The 15,014-nt window shown below is 53.6% G+C and carries 14 protein-coding genes and 1 other RNA gene; 5 read left to right on the top strand and 10 right to left on the bottom strand.

Annotated elements, in window-relative coordinates:
• Positions 1-4: 4 nt before the first annotated feature.
• From ubiH to ACMHLI_RS01590, 3 genes are all read right to left on the bottom strand, one after another.
• A complete protein-coding gene (gene ubiH, locus ACMHLI_RS01600) occupies positions 5-1,183 on the bottom strand; it encodes a 2-octaprenyl-6-methoxyphenyl hydroxylase (protein WP_413527979.1) in 1,179 nt (392 codons plus the stop codon).
• An 18-nt stretch (positions 1,184-1,201) separates the two neighbouring features.
• Positions 1,202-2,518: a Xaa-Pro aminopeptidase gene (gene pepP / locus ACMHLI_RS01595; RefSeq protein WP_413527978.1), complete on the bottom strand. Its 1,317-nt coding sequence runs from the start codon at positions 2,516-2,518 to the stop codon at positions 1,202-1,204.
• 75 nt (positions 2,519-2,593) lie between these two features.
• On the bottom strand, positions 2,594-3,166 hold the full coding sequence (locus tag ACMHLI_RS01590) for a YecA family protein (protein WP_413527977.1): 573 nt from the start codon (positions 3,164-3,166) through the stop codon (positions 2,594-2,596).
• A 252-nt stretch (positions 3,167-3,418) separates the two neighbouring features.
• On the opposite strand from ACMHLI_RS01590, the gene zapA reads away from it, so the two are divergent.
• The 4 genes from zapA to asr all read left to right on the top strand — a co-directional run bounded on the left by zapA (position 3,419) and on the right by asr (position 5,403).
• Positions 3,419-3,748, top strand: coding sequence for a cell division protein ZapA (gene zapA, locus ACMHLI_RS01585; RefSeq protein ID WP_013576788.1), 330 nt, complete (start codon positions 3,419-3,421; stop codon positions 3,746-3,748).
• A 47-nt stretch (positions 3,749-3,795) separates the two neighbouring features.
• Positions 3,796-3,979, top strand: a non-coding RNA gene (ssrS, locus tag ACMHLI_RS01580) — 6S RNA.
• Positions 3,980-4,018: 39 nt separating this feature from the next.
• Positions 4,019-4,615, top strand: coding sequence for a 5-formyltetrahydrofolate cyclo-ligase (locus tag ACMHLI_RS01575; RefSeq protein WP_413527976.1), 597 nt, complete (start codon positions 4,019-4,021; stop codon positions 4,613-4,615).
• A 245-nt stretch (positions 4,616-4,860) separates the two neighbouring features.
• Complete coding sequence (gene asr / locus ACMHLI_RS01570; protein WP_413527975.1) at positions 4,861-5,403, top strand: acid resistance repetitive basic protein Asr; 543 nt, start codon at positions 4,861-4,863, stop codon at positions 5,401-5,403.
• 294 nt (positions 5,404-5,697) lie between these two features.
• On the opposite strand, the gene serA is transcribed toward asr, so the two are convergent.
• The gene (gene serA / locus ACMHLI_RS01565; protein WP_413527974.1) at positions 5,698-6,936 is read right to left on the bottom strand and encodes a phosphoglycerate dehydrogenase; all 1,239 of its coding nucleotides are present in this window, start codon (positions 6,934-6,936) and stop codon (positions 5,698-5,700) included.
• Positions 6,937-7,274: 338 nt separating this feature from the next.
• Positions 7,275-7,937, bottom strand: coding sequence for a ribose-5-phosphate isomerase RpiA (rpiA, locus tag ACMHLI_RS01560; RefSeq protein ID WP_413527973.1), 663 nt, complete (start codon positions 7,935-7,937; stop codon positions 7,275-7,277).
• A 198-nt stretch (positions 7,938-8,135) separates the two neighbouring features.
• Between rpiA and ACMHLI_RS01555 the strand changes: the two genes are divergently transcribed.
• Positions 8,136-9,038: a LysR family transcriptional regulator ArgP gene (locus ACMHLI_RS01555; RefSeq protein WP_056773177.1), complete on the top strand. Its 903-nt coding sequence runs from the start codon at positions 8,136-8,138 to the stop codon at positions 9,036-9,038.
• Between the two features lie 65 nt (positions 9,039-9,103).
• On the opposite strand, the gene ACMHLI_RS01550 is transcribed toward ACMHLI_RS01555, so the two are convergent.
• The 5 genes from ACMHLI_RS01550 to ACMHLI_RS01530 form a co-directional block, all read right to left on the bottom strand.
• Positions 9,104-9,856, bottom strand: a complete 753-nt coding sequence (locus ACMHLI_RS01550) for an oxidative stress defense protein (RefSeq protein WP_413527972.1) — start codon at positions 9,854-9,856, stop codon at positions 9,104-9,106.
• 116 nt (positions 9,857-9,972) lie between these two features.
• The gene (gene argO, locus ACMHLI_RS01545) at positions 9,973-10,590 is read right to left on the bottom strand and encodes an arginine exporter ArgO (protein ID WP_413527971.1); all 618 of its coding nucleotides are present in this window, start codon (positions 10,588-10,590) and stop codon (positions 9,973-9,975) included.
• Between the two features lie 177 nt (positions 10,591-10,767).
• Positions 10,768-11,673, bottom strand: a complete 906-nt coding sequence (gene mscS / locus ACMHLI_RS01540) for a small-conductance mechanosensitive channel MscS (protein ID WP_413527970.1) — start codon at positions 11,671-11,673, stop codon at positions 10,768-10,770.
• A gap of 131 nt (positions 11,674-11,804) precedes the next feature.
• The gene (locus ACMHLI_RS01535) at positions 11,805-13,073 is read right to left on the bottom strand and encodes an MFS transporter (protein WP_413527969.1); all 1,269 of its coding nucleotides are present in this window, start codon (positions 13,071-13,073) and stop codon (positions 11,805-11,807) included.
• Between the two features lie 60 nt (positions 13,074-13,133).
• Positions 13,134-15,014: glycoside hydrolase family 2 TIM barrel-domain containing protein (locus ACMHLI_RS01530; RefSeq protein ID WP_413527968.1), on the bottom strand; the 1,881-nt coding region annotated here is incomplete at its 5' end.

Here is a 15,014-nt window from a genome sequence, read left to right as displayed (position 1 = left end):
AGGCTCAACGGTCAACCCAGCCTAAAGTCCTGCGTGTAAAAGCATCGCGCAGCGGCGTAATACCTTCCATCGCCATTAAACCCAGATTGCGTCCGACCATTAATGGCAGCCAGCGATTAGCGAATAAGTGGATCAGACCATCGGTCACGCCGACGGTAGCCTGCTGATCGGGCTGACGGCGCTGCTGGTATTCACTCAGCACGCAATAACTGCCGACGTCGGTTCCGTGCGCGCAAGCATTTGCCAGCGTTTCCGCCAGCGTCATCACGTCACGCAAACCAAGATTAAAGCCCTGTCCGGCGATCGGATGCAGCGTCTGGGCGGCATTGCCAACCAGCGCCAGACGGTGGCTGATATGACTGTTGGCTTTCTGTAATTGCAGCGGATAGCTAAAGCGCTTGCCAGCCTGTTTCATCGTGCCCAGACGCCAGCCAAAGGCTTTTTGCAGTTCACTGAGAAATTGCGCTTCGCTCCAGCCATCGATTTCAGCTTTGGCCTCACGTGGATGGCACCACACCAGCGAGCTGCGCCCGTCGGACATCGGTAATAAGGCCAGCGGACCGTGTTGTGTAAAGCGTTCGAATGCGCGGCCACGATGCGGTTCAGACGTTGCGACATTGGTGATGACCGCAATCTGACCGTAGTCTTCACGCTGCCAGCCAATATTACAGGCCTTCGCCAGCGAAGAGTGGGAACCGTCGGCGGCGACCAGCAGCTGTGCGGTCAGTGATTCACCGCTATCCAGCGTGACGCTGGCAGAATCTGCAGTCCTTGCGATATCAACGACTTTAGCCGGGCAATGCAACGTGACACCCGGAGCCGCCTTCAGGAGTGCAAACAGACGTTTGCCGACTTCATGCAGCTCAACCACCTGCCCTAATGCTTCAACGCCGTAATGCGCGGCATTGAGATGCACAAAGGCCGCATGGCCACGATCGCTGACGTGGATATCACGGATCGGCGTGGCGATTTTTGCCAGTGCCGGCCAGATGCCTACGCGAGCAAGCTGCTGACAAGTCCCCTGCGCCAGCGCTATCGAACGGGCATCAAACCCCGGATGCCCGTGATTTTCCGGCGCAGTGGCTTCCACCAGATGCACTGCCAGACGCCCTTGCGTCAGCGCGGAAATCGCCAGCGCCAGTGTGGCACCGGTCATTCCGCCGCCAACAATCACTATGCTCATAGACAAACGTTGCTCATATTATTTACGTGCCGCCGCCATCAAGGCTTCAATATCGTCAGCTTCTTTCACTACGTCGCCGGTCAGAATTTCAATACCGGTGGCGGTGATCAGGATGTCGTCTTCGATACGAATACCGATGCCGCGATAGGCCTCGGGTACATCAGCATCCGGTGCAATGTACAAACCGGGTTCGACGGTCAGTACCATCCCAGGTTCCAGCGTACGGCTACGGTCAACCGAACCATAATGGCCGACGTCATGCACATCCAGCCCCAGCCAGTGGGACAGGCCGTGCATGAAGAACTGGCGGTGCGCCTGCTCGGCATAGAGTGTCTCAACGTCGCCTTTCATCACGCCCAATTTAACCAGACCTTCGATCATCACGCGGACAGCCGCTTCGGTGGCGGCCTGAATGCTGCTGCCCGGTTTAAGCACTTCCAGTGCTTTGTATTCTGACGCCAGCACGATGTCATAGATTTCGCGCTGTGCTTTACTGAATTTGCCGTTCACCGGGAAGGTACGGGTAATGTCACCGGCGTAGCCTTTGTATTCACAACCGGCGTCGATCAACACCAAATCACCGTCGCGCAGCTCACACTCGTTTTCGGTGTAATGCAAAATACAGGCATTTTCACCACCGCCGACAATAGTGTTGTAGGAAGGATAACGTGCACCGTGACGGGTAAATTCGTGATGAATTTCACCTTCAAGGTGATATTCGAACATCCCAGGACGGCATTTTTCCATCGCACGGGTGTGGGCCAGCGCGGTGATTTGTCCGGCGCGACGCATAATGCTGATTTCTTCGGCGGACTTGAACAGGCGCAGATCGTGAACCCACGGACGCCAGTCAGTCACCGTGGCCGGAGCGGAGAAGTTCTGGCGAAAACCTTTGCGCAGTTTGTCCATCGCACGATTAACGATTTCATCGGCGTAGGCGTATTCGCCCTGAGCGTGGTACACCACGTCCAGGCCGTTAAGCAGCAGATGCAGTTGCTGGTTGATGTCGCTGAACGGCAGCGCTTTGGTAACGCCGAGCTTCGCCGGTGCCGCATCCTGGCCGAGACGACGGCCAAACCAGATTTCAGCAGTGAGATCGCGCACGCGGTTGAACAGCACGCTGTGGTTGTGGTTCTCGTCACTTTTCACCAGAATCAGCACGGCTTCCGGTTCGTTGAAACCGGTGAAATACCAGAAATCGCTATTCTGACGATACGGGTATTCACTGTCAGCGCTGCGCGGCGCTTCGGGTGCTGCAAAAATCACGGCGGCGCTGCCTGGTGCCATCTTGGCTAAAAGTGCCTGACGACGATTCTCAAATTCTTGCTGAGTCATCTCACCTGCTCTCCTGAAATCGTTTTAATTTATTGTGTTAAGAACAATACTTGCTAAGAACAATTCATGAAAAACTTAATGCAATGTACGCGGATTTTCCGGGGCGGTTGGCAGGCTATGGCCAAATTCACCAAAGCACAGGATGGCTGCCACGCGGACGTACTCCACCACTTCTTCTAAAGACTGCGCCAATTGTTCCTGATCTTCATCTTCGTCGTAGCCTAATTGCGCGATGCTACGCAAATCGTCGATGGCTTCGCCGACTTCGCCTTTCACTTTAGCGAGTTTGGGCTGCATCATGCCGAGACCCAGCAGGAAATGGTTGACCCAGCCCGCCAGCGCGTCGGCGCGCTCGAAAATGCTTTTATCATCATCAGGCATCATGATTTTGAATTCGAAACTGTCATCTTCCAGAGTATCTGATGTCACTTTACGCAGTTGCTGTAGCAAATCGGCCAGCGTGTGCGGGAAGGCCATGCCTTCATTAGTCAGATCATGCACCAGCGTTAACCAGCTACCGTCGCGGTTGCCACCGCACAGTAAACCACTGATCAACCCGTGCATTTCTGCTGCGGTCAAAGCAACCGATTGTTGTTTCAGGTTTTGATCCAACGAATCGTAAGTTGGGTAAGTATTCTCAATAGACATGCGCATTCGCCATCGTTGGCTGGATAAGTTCGTGTTATGCTACCACCAAGGTCTGTCGTAGTACCAGATTAGCAGCCTGTCTCAGGCACACTGAGGGTTGAATAACTCGCTCTGAACAATCGGGCAGCAGTCAGTCAGCCACGGGGTTGTAACCTGGTATTGAGATAGTTATAGTGGCGCCCGCTTCCAACATCCTGCGCCAGGTCGTAGTGGTCACGTTGGGGCGGACGAATAAATTAGCAGGAAGGTGGCATGTCTGCACAACCAGTAGATATTCAAATTTTTGGTCGCTCTTTACGGGTGAATTGTCCGCCAGAACAACAGGAAGCACTGAATCTGGCAGCTGAAGATCTTAATCAGCGGTTGCAAGATCTGAAAGTTCGCACTAGAGTCACCAATACAGAGCAACTGGTTTTCATCGCGGCATTGAACGTATGTCACGAACTTGCTCAGGAAAGGTTGAAAACTCGCGATTACGCATCCAATATGGAACAACGTATCCGGATGCTGCAACAAACCATCGAGCAGGCACTGCTCGAACAAGGCCGGATCTCTGAACGTGAAGGGGCGCCTTTCGAATAACACACGTTGCTGATTTGCTGGTCACAGGCAGTCAGAAACGGTAAAAAATTTCTCTGAGATGTTCGCCAGCGGGCCCGTCCCCTGAGCCGATAATTAGTACCAACAGAATGTGATGATCCGCAATCGGTGCGCATGCTCGGTCCGTCCGAGAAGCCTAAAGATTGCGACAGCACGTTCACCTTGAACCATGGGTTCAAGGGTTACAGCCTGCGACGGCATCTCGGAGATTCCCCTTTCTTTTCGGTACATTCCTTTCTGGTTCATGTATCTATGTTGCACACACCTCAGTTCGCTTCAGCCAGACAACAACTTCGCACCGAAATACGCCAACGCAGAAAAAATCTGACTCCTGAACAGCAAACTCATTTTGCCCTTCAGGTCGCAGAACGCGTTGCGTCACATCCTAAAATCCGCTCTGCGACGACTGTTTCCGTATTTCTATCTTTTGACGGAGAACTGGACACCGCACCGCTGATTCAGCGTTTATGGCAAGAGGGCAAACAGCTGTGCCTGCCGGTGTTGCATCCGTTTTCATCTCATCATCTGCTGTTTCTGCACTACACGCCGCAAACACCGCTTGTACGTAATCGTCTTAAAATTCTCGAACCACGGCTGGACGTTACACAGGTTCTTCCCCTCGCACAGCTGGATATTATCCTGACACCGCTGGTGGCGTTCGATAACCACGGCCAGCGCCTGGGCATGGGCGGCGGTTTTTATGACCGTACGCTGGAGCACTGGCAGAACGGCGGGCCTTATCCGATTGGTTTAGCCCATGATTGCCAGAAAGTAGAGGAGTTGCCGGTTGAGCACTGGGATGTGCCATTGCCGGAAGTGATTACGCCGGGCAACGTCTGGACGTGGTAATGCTCACATCCCTCTGTTAATCTCCCTAAAAACCAAAGTATGTTGTAACTAACATTACATAAAGAACCTAATTGCGTTCGAGATCCATTTCAAATAACTGAAAAGTAATGTTTTTAGAGTTTATACATACCGTTACACGCCGAAACCAATCACTCACGGACAATCGAGTTCGACGCGCCTATTATCCTTTCATCGGCCCCGCAGTGGGGTAGACACATAAACTAAAAATCCTTGAGGAATTAACGATGAAAAAAGTATTAGCTCTGGTTGTAGCCGCTGCAATGGGCCTGTCTTCTGTCGCTTTCGCTGCTGAAACAACAGCAACTCCGGCGCCTGCTGCCACCGCAACAACGGCCGCACCTGCCGCCAAGCACGTAACTAAACACAAGACTCACAAGAAAGTTGCTCAGAAAGCGCAAGCGGCTAAGAAACACGTAAAACACGCTAAGAAAGCCGCACCGGTTGCTCAGAAAGCCCAGGCTGCTAAAAAACCTGTAAAACACGTTAAGAAAGCAGCGCCGGTTGCTCAGAAAGCCCAGGCTGCTAAAAAACACGTAAAACACGTTAAGAAAGCAGCGCCGGTTGCTCAGAAAGCCCAGGCTGCTAAAAAACACGTAAAACACGTTAAGAAAGCAGCGCCGGTTGCTCAGAAAGCTCAGGCTGCTAAAAAACACGTGAAACACGCTAAGAAAGCGGCTCCTGTTGCTCAGAAAGCCCAGGCTGCTAAAAAACACGTGAAACACGCTAAGAAAGCGGCTCCTGCTGCAAAAGCAACACCAGCTGCATAAGTCTGCCTACGATTTCCGGGTGAGTGCCTTCACTGACCCGGTATCCAGACTGATAATCTGACACCCGGTCCGCCGGGTGTTTTTTTATCCATTTTCTGCCCTGAGGTACCGCAAGATGCTGCGACGCTACCAGTTCGAAATCACCTTTTCCTCTCTGATCCTCTGCGGCCTGATCGCCCTGCTTCTTCTGATGAGATTTTGAATTGTCGTTAGAGGGCCCACGAAACCCAAAACTCCCTGATACCAGACAAAAAAAACCGCCTTTCGGCGGCCTGGTTGTTTCAGCTGATGCGATCAGTAAAGCAGACGGGCACGAATCGTTCCCGGAATGGCCTTCATCAGTTGCAGCGCGGTAGTCAGCGTCGCGATATCCGTTTCTGCATCAATCACCACATACCCAATTTCAGGGCTGGTTTGCAGGTACTGTGCTGCGATGTTGATCCCCTGCTCGGCGAAAATCTGGTTGATGCTGGTCAGCACGCCCGGACGGTTTTCGTGGATATGCAGCAAACGGCTGGCTTTCTCGGTGTGTGCCGGCAAAGACGCTTCCGGGAAGTTAACCGCTGACAATGTAGAACCATTATCAGAGTATTTCGACAGTTTACCTGCCACTTCCAGACCGATACCTTCCTGCGCTTCCATGGTGGAGCCACCGATATGCGGTGTCAGCAGCACGTTGTCGAACTCACACAGCGGTGAATTGAACGGATCGCTGTTGGTCGCCGGTTCTTCCGGGAAGACATCGATCGCCGCACCAGACAGATGTTTGCTGCGCAGTGCGTTGCATAACGCAGGAATGTCGATCACGGTGCCGCGTGAGGCATTGATCAGCAGTGCGCCCGGCTTCATCTGCGCCAGTTGCACTTCAGAAATCATGTCTTTGGTGTTGCGTGTTTCGGGCACGTGCAGCGTCACAACGTCGCTGGTGTTGAGCAGTTCTTCCAGAGAAGCAATCGGCTGCGCATTCCCTAACGGCAATTTGCTTTCGATGTCGTAATAGAAGACACGCATCCCCAGGCTTTCCGCCAGAATACCCAGCTGTGTGCCGATATGGCCATAACCGATGATCCCCAGACGTTTCCCGCGCGCTTCGAACGAACCGACAGCCAGTTTGTTCCAGATGCCGCGGTGGGCCTTGGCGTTCGCTTCAGGAATGCCGCGCATCATCAGCAACATTTCGCCCAGCACCATTTCGGCAACCGAACGGGTGTTAGAGAACGGTGCGTTAAAGACCGGAATACCGCGACGCGTTGCTGCTTTCAGATCAACCTGATTGGTGCCGATACAGAAACACCCCACAGCCACCAGTTTTTCTGCTGCCTGGAAAACTTCTTCGGTCAGCTGAGTACGCGATCGGAGCCCAACAAAGTGCGCATCACGGATCGACTCTTTCAGCGATTCCGTATCCAAAGCACCTTTGTGAAATTCAATATTGGTGTAGCCCGCTGCACGGAGGGTATCAACCGCACTTTGGTGGACGCCTTCCACTAACAAAAATTTAATCTTGTCTTTCTCAAGTGATACTTTTGCCATTTCCCGACCCTATAATTTTCTGGCTGAATTCGAACTGCGAGGTGATTACTCACAGCCAACATAACAAAAAATCCGCCATCATCAATACAAACGATTGCCTGGCCGGTAGCAGAAGGCTCACCGTGACAGAGGGTTTTTAGCATTTCATGCTGGTTAGATTTTACTGCGCCAAACGTTCAGGAGGAGATTATCGGAAATGTGACATAAGTCACCGAATTCAGGCTTTTGAAGAAAAGATGATTCAGTCAGAAAATTATCATCTTCATAACATTGCGTTATGACAGACGTGTGTCTGGCTGCCTTTAACACAGCAGCCAGATCTTCTGCTTATCGCTGGGTTATTTCAGCGTAACAGTTTTAACGCCTTCCGAAGTGCCGACCAGCGCAACATCCGCGCCACGGTTAGCAAACAGACCGACGGTCACGACTCCGGCAATATTGTTGATCTTATTTTCCATCGCGACGGCATCAAGAATGTTCAGATTGTGCACGTCGAGGATCACGTTGCCGTTGTCGGTCAGCACGTTCTGACGATATTCCGGCAGGCCGCCAAGTTTTACCAGCTCACGCGCCACGTAAGAGCGCGCCATCGGTATGACTTCTACCGGCAGCGGGAATTTACCCAGCACATCGACCTGCTTGGACGCATCGACGATACAGATGAATTTTTTCGCAATCGCAGCAATGATTTTTTCTCGGGTCAGCGCAGCGCCGCCGCCTTTAATCATCTGCATGAAGCCGTTGATTTCGTCGGCACCGTCAACGTAGATATCCAGCGAATCCACTTCGTTGCAGTCGAAAACGTGAATACCTAAGCTTTTCAGTTTCTCGGTAGACGCGTCGGAACTGGAAACTGCGCCTTCAATTTGCCCTTTGATTGAGCCGAGTGCATCAATGAAATGGGCGGCGGTGGATCCGGTACCTACACCGACGATGGTGCCCGGCGTAACGTAATCCAGTGCGGCCCAGCCGACTGCTTTCTTCAATTCTTCCTGCGTCATAATGGCTTCTCTGTCTGATAACCCGAAAGTGCCGGTGATTATAAAGCAAGTCAGGGTGATTGGGATAAACAACGCCGTAGCGAGATCACACTTATTAAGTGCAATCGCGCTGCAAACGCAAAGATTTTCCTCACCACAAAACCTGACAATCTGTGGCATAGTGTTTGGATAAAATAAAATCCAAGGGACAGAACTCCGATGAAACGCCCAGATTATAGAACGTTGCAGGCACTGGACGCGGTGATCCGTGAGCGCGGTTTTGAGCGCGCGGCACAGAAGCTTTGCATCACTCAATCGGCGGTCTCACAGCGCATTAAACAACTGGAAAATCTGTTCGGCCAGCCTTTGCTGGTGCGCACCGTGCCACCGCGCCCGACCGAACAGGGGCAGAAATTGCTGGCGTTGTTGCATCAGGTCGAGCTGCTGGAAGAAGAGTGGCTGGGCAGTGACAGTAATAGCGACAGCAATGATACGCCGCTGCTGCTCTCGCTGGCGGTCAATGCCGACAGTCTCGCTACCTGGCTGTTACCGGCGCTGAAATCGGTGCTGGTCGATTCCCCTATTCGCCTGAATTTACAGGTTGAAGATGAAACCCGGACGCAGGAGCGTCTGCGCCGTGGTGAAGTGGTCGGTGCGGTGAGTATCCAGCCGCAACCGTTGCCGAGCTGTCTGGTTGATCAGCTGGGCGCGCTCGATTACCTGTTCGTAGGTTCGAAACCGTTCGCCGACCGCTACTTCCCCAATGGCGTCACCCGCTCCGCGCTGCTGAAAGCGCCGGCGGTGGCGTTTGACCATCTTGACGATATGCATCAGGCTTTTTTACAGCAGAACTTTGATTTGTCGCCGGGCAGCGTGCCTTGTCATATCGTGAACTCGTCGGAAGCCTTCGTGCAACTGGCGCGTCAGGGCACCACCTGCTGCATGATCCCGCATCTGCAAATCGAGAAAGAGCTGGAAAGTGGCGAGCTGATCGACCTGACGCCGGGCCTGTTCCAACGCAGGATGCTGTACTGGCATCGTTTCGCCCCGGAAAGCCGCATGATGCGCAAAGTCACCGACGCCCTGCTGGCGCACGGCCATCAGGTGTTGCGTCAGGACTGACTGACGATCCAGCCAGAAACAAAAAACCCGCCGGAGCGGGTTTTTTCATTTTTACAGCTTCATGTTTACTGAGCAGGAGCAGGAGCAGGAGCAGGAGCTTGCGGCTGCAATTCAAACACCACATCAACCTGATCGTCAAAGTGAATGCTTTGCTGTTCGTAAGTCTGTGCCACGTCGCTCTGGCCTGCGGCTTCGGCGGTTTTGTACATCCGCGCGACCGGCATCGGCTGGTAGTTAGCGACGTGATAGCGAATGCTGTAAACCGGCCCCAGTTTGGTATGGAAACCTTCTGCCAATGATTTCGCCTGCTGCGTGGCGTTATCAATCGCTTTCTGCCGCGCTTCGTCACGGAAACGATCCGGATTCGCAACGCCCAGTTCGACAGCACGGACTTCATTCAGACCCGATTTCAGCGCACCATCCAGCAGTTCGTTCAGTTTATCCAGCTGACGCAATGTCACCTGCACCTGACGCACCGCACGGTAGCCTTTAAGCTGTGACTTTCCATCTTTCAGGTAGTCGTATTCCGGCTGAGTGCGTAAATTCGCTGCATTGATGTCTTTCTTCTCAATGCCATTTTTCTGCAGGAAAGCAAAGTATTCCGCTACACGCGCATCGGCCTGTTGCTTGGCGCTTGCGGCATCTTTCGCAGAGACGTTCACTTCGATCGCCAGCGTGGCAATATCTGGCGTGGCGTCAACGCTCGCCGTTCCTGAGGTCACAACGTGCGGTCCGGCAGGTAATTCTGCCGCCTGCAACGTCAGTGGTAATGTCCCTAATCCCAACATCGCTGCTACAGTCAATGCTTTCAGTTTCACAGTGCCTCCATTAATCATCAAAGATATGGCAATAAACGTATTAACTGCGAAACCGTAGCATAATCCGTTACAACAGAAACTAAGATTAGTGACAAAAACCTGTTTATCCGGCGAACTTAAAGTACACCGGTCTGCCGCGCCAGCTGAATGGCAATGCCCCACATAATGGTGCCGACGATAAAGTTGATCACCCGCTGCACTTTGCCGGTGTTCAGCCACGGCGCCAGCATGGCGGCGAGGAGAGCCAGCCCGAAGAACCAGATGACCGACGCACTGACCGCGCCGAGCGCGAACCATGAGCGTTCATCGGCATTCAGGCTGCCGCCGAGACTGCCGAGAACCACGAAGGTATCGAGGTATACGTGCGGATTCAGCCAGGTCACGGCCAGCATGCTGACCACAATTTTCCAGCGGCTTTGCTTTGCCACTTCGGCCTGCGCCAGTTCAGGATTTTTGCTGAACGCCGTACGGTACGCGCCCCAGCCGTACCACAGTAAAAACGCCACGCCGCCCCAGCTCACCAGCAGCAGTAAAAGCGGTGATTTGCTCAACAGCGCGCTACCGCCAAAGATGCCGCCACAGATGAGCGCGATGTCGCTCAGCGCGCATAATCCGGCAATCATCAAGTGATACTGGCGGCGAATGCCCTGGTTCATCACAAACGCATTCTGCGGGCCAATCGGTAAAATCATTGCGGCGCTCATCGCCAGTCCTTGCAGGAAAATAGACAGCACGTCGTCATCCTTTAAACAGTCAGTCAGAGAGAATGCGCGCAGTGTAAGGGCATTGATGGCATTAGAGGAAATAGATAATTCTAATCCCCCATTAGGTCAGCTTATCAGGGGGATTCATCGATTGGGGATATGAAAAAGGCGCCCGCAGGCGCCTGAGTTTTACCGGCAAATCGCGCGTTATTCCGCGATGCCCTTGCTTTCGATTGAACGCTGTTCTTCCTGCTGGCTGGCAGCGGCATCTGCAACACGATGCAAATGCACGTCCATCTGCGGGTAAGCGATGTTGATTTTGTTCTCGTCAAGCGCACGTTTGAAGGCTTCCAGCAGATCCCAGTAAACTTCCTGAGCGTCGCCGTTGGAACTCCAGACACGTACCACAAAGTTCAGCGTTGAAGCGCCCATTTCATTCAGACGCACGGTAACGCCTTTTTCATGCTGGATACGTTTGTCCGCCGCGATGATATCGCCCAAAACTTTTTTCACCTGATCAATATCAGATTCATAACCCACGCCCACCACGATTTCGGTACGACGGTTTGGCTCACGTGACGTATTGATAATATTACCGGCGATGATTTTACCGTTCGGTACCACGATCATTTTGTCATCCGGGGTAACTAACGTAGTGGAGAAAATCTGCACCTGCGTCACGGTACCAGCCACGCCGCCGAGATCGACATATTCACCAGCACGGAACGGACGGAAGATGACCAGTAGCACGCCTGCGGCAAAGTTTGCCAGCGATCCCTGCAAGGCCAATGCTACGGCCAAACCTGCGGCACCGAGAACGGCGATGACCGATGCGGTCTGCACACCCACGCGCCCCAGAACGGCAATCAGCGTGACGGCGATAACGGCGTAACGCACGAGAGCGGCGAGGAAGTCAGAGACGGTCAGATCGATACCGCGCAGTTTCATCACGCGGCTGACAGCGCCAGATAACACGCGGGCGACGATCAGACCGATGATAAGAATAAAGATTGCCGCGACGATATTGACGGCGTAATGGATCAGTAAAGCCTGATTTCTCACTAACCAGTTGCCCGCATTGTTAATGCTGCCCACAACGTTCAAATCATCCATTTAATTACCCCAAAAAATTACCCTGACGGGTGATAAGAAACCAAAGCTGCCCGACATACGGGCAGCAACTTTGGGTTAAGGTTAACTAACAATGCAATGAAGTGCCAATTTCAGGGTAAGATCCAGTGAAATTAGGAATTTGCGGGGTGATTCTTCAACGGCTCTGGCGTTTTGAAAGCCTGCAACGGGCCGCGTCCGCTCAGCGTAAAGGCTGAAATCACGGTGAAGGTCAGCGCGATAAGACCGAGGATCAGATAAGTACCGTGGAACCCGATACGGTCATACATATTCCCGGCAAACACCGACATAAACATGATCGCTACCTGCTTAAAGAAGCAGAAGGTCACCAGATAAATCGTCGCCGAGAAGCGCACCTCAAACACTGACGTGATGTACTTAAAGCAGCCGACGATCAAAAACGGAACTTCAAACATGTGCAGCGTTTTCAGCACCACCACTTCGAGAGGCGAAGAGGCAAACGAAGATCCGATGATGCGCACGGACATGATCATCCCTGCCAGCAGCAGTGCATTTTTGCCACCGATACGGTTCACGATAAGCGGTGCGAAAAACATGATGCAGGCGTTTAGCAATTCGCCCATGGTGGTGACGTAACCGAAGACGCGTGTCCCTTCCGATGAGGAAGCAAAGAACGAGGTGAAGAAGTTGGCGAACTGCTGATCGAAAACGTCATAGGTGCAGGAGACGCCGATCACGTACAGCGCCAGGAACCACAGTTTGCGGTCTTTCAGCAACTCAAGGGCAATTTTCAGGCTAAAGGGTTTGGTATTTGCGCCCAGATCGTTCGCCACCCGCGCACTGGAGGTCACTTCCGGTTTGGCTATCAGCAACAGAATGGCGAGGATCACCGCACAGCCAGAACCGAGCCAGAACACAAACTCGTTGTTAATCGTAAACATGATGCCGACCACCGACGCGCACAGCGCCCAGCCGACACAGCCGAACATCCGCGCACGGCCAAATTCAAAGCTGCTGCGGCGGCTGACCTTTTCGATATAGGCTTCAATTGCTGGCGCACCGGCGTTATAAATCAGCCCGAGATAAATCCCGCCGACCACCGATCCCAGATAGATGTTCACTTTGAGCAACGGGCCGAACACGTAGATAAAGAACGGCGCAAACAGCACCAGCATCCCGGTAATGATCCACAGCAGGTGCTTTTTAAGCCCCAGCTTATCCGAGAGCAAACCAAATACCGGCTGGAAAAGTAATGAGAACAGCGAAATGCTGGCGAAGATAATTCCGGTATCGCTTTTGCTGATCTGATTAATGTCGTGCAGCCAGATCGGGAAGAACGGGAAATAGGCCCCCATGATGAAAAAGTAGAAAAAGAAGAACAGCCCGAACATCCAGAAATTGGTATTTTTCATGTAATTCATTTGCAGTTTCCTTGCGACGGAATGCTGCGCCGCAGCAGATTAATGCCACGGCGCGGGATATCAGGAACGTTTCCAGGTGAAGGCGTAATGGTAATGACCGGCAGTCAGCAGGAAGTCCGGGCTGACGCTCGGGCTCCACGAGTCATCGCCGCCGACGCCCATATGGAAGCCGTCGACATTCAGCCAGGTGCCCTGCTCTGCGCGCAACAGGTGACGATGGCTGGTGTCCATCAGCTGTTGCAGGCTGAAGCGGCTCAGGCCAAAGTGGAAATTGCCACGCAACTGCCATCCGGCGTAATCCAGTTCACGGGTGTCGCCGCGCAGGCCGTTTTCCGTCGGGAAGACGTAAGGCGTGTAGAGCTCTGTCAGCGGTAACGTCCAGCGGCCGTGTTGCGCGGCCAGACGACGGTCAGGGTAGTTCTCATGCGGTCCTAGCCCCAGCCAGCTCGCACTCTCTGCGGTGTCCGCCAGCTGGCAAGTCATACCGATGCGCCCCGGTGACGGCACGTTAGAGGCGACGCGCACATCCACGTCGATATGCAATTCCCCCTGATTATCAACGCGGTAAACCTTGTTGCTCAGCACACGGATTTCGTCACCTGCAAGGAAAGCATGTCTGGCAACAATAACCACGCGATCTTCTAACTGATCGGCGAGCACGCTCAGCGTGCGCGATTCCAGCTGATACATTCCGGCGGCTTTCCAGCGTTCCACCCACGCATTCGGATCGATGCGGGTCACTTCGCTGACGCCGATGTCGTTATCCACCGGCGCACGCACAAACTGATCGCGCAGCGCAGATAGCAGGCGCGGCGTTTTACCATCGAACCACTGCTCCAGCAAACCGGTCTGCCGGCTGAACTGCCAGCGCTGAGTGCCGTGCACAACAAAAATCTGATCACCCTGCACATCGAGAACCGGCGCAGCCGCGGTGATATTTTCCGAAACCGGCAGGCTCAGCGCCTGTGGCAGTTGCCACTGATCCCACGCGCTGCGATGTCCGGCTTCTGACCACGCCGTCGCCTGCGGCTGATGCACGGCAACATTTAGCCATAAATCGCCTTTCGCCTGCGGGATCTGCCCAAGATCCAGGATCTGAGTACCGTTAGGTGCAATATTCAGCGCGGCCTCACCCTGTGAAATCACTTCGCCATCGCGCTCAATACGCCAGACCAGCTGCTCGTTATCGCTGCGGCGGAACAGGTATTCGCTTTGAATTTGCAGCGTCAGGGGCGCGGTACTGACCAGTGAGAACTGGAAGAATTGCTGCGCGCGCTGCGCTTCAAACAGCGACGGATGCGGCGTGCGGTCGGCGAATACCAGACCGTTCATGCAAAACTGACGGTCGTTCGGTGTATCACCAAAATCACCGCCGTAAGCCATATGACGCTCACCGTCTTCGCCGGTACGCAGCAAACTCTGATCAACCCAGTCCCAGACAAATCCGCCCTGCAGACGCGGGAACTGGCGGAAGGCTTTCCAGTATTTATCGAAACCACCAAAGCTGTTGCCCATCGCGTGGGCGTACTCGCAGAGGATCAGCGGACGCGTTTCGTCAGGCATACTGATCCACTTTTTGATCGACCATTTCGGCACCGCCGGGAATGGCTGGTCCTGCTCCACACGGGAATACATCGGGCAGATAATGTCGGTTGCCGCGCTGTTTGCGCCGCCGCCTTCATACTGCACCGGACGCGTCGGATCGACGGATTTGATCCAGCGGTACATGGCGTCATGGTTCGCGCCGTGGCCGGATTCGTTACCCAGTGACCAGATGATGATGCACGGATGGTTGCGGTCGCGCTGAACCATACGGGTGACGCGCTCGCTGAATGCGTTGAACCAGACGGGATCGTCTGACAGACGGTTCATAGGCTGCATGCCGTGGGTTTCGATGTTGGCTTCATCAACCACGTACAGGCCGTACTCATCGCAAAGTCG

Origin of the sequence: Rahnella inusitata (assembly GCF_965118895.1) — a bacterium.
Classification (GTDB): Bacteria; Pseudomonadota; Gammaproteobacteria; order Enterobacterales; family Enterobacteriaceae; genus Rahnella; species Rahnella inusitata_A.
This window is presented reverse-complemented; position numbering and strand designations above follow the sequence as displayed.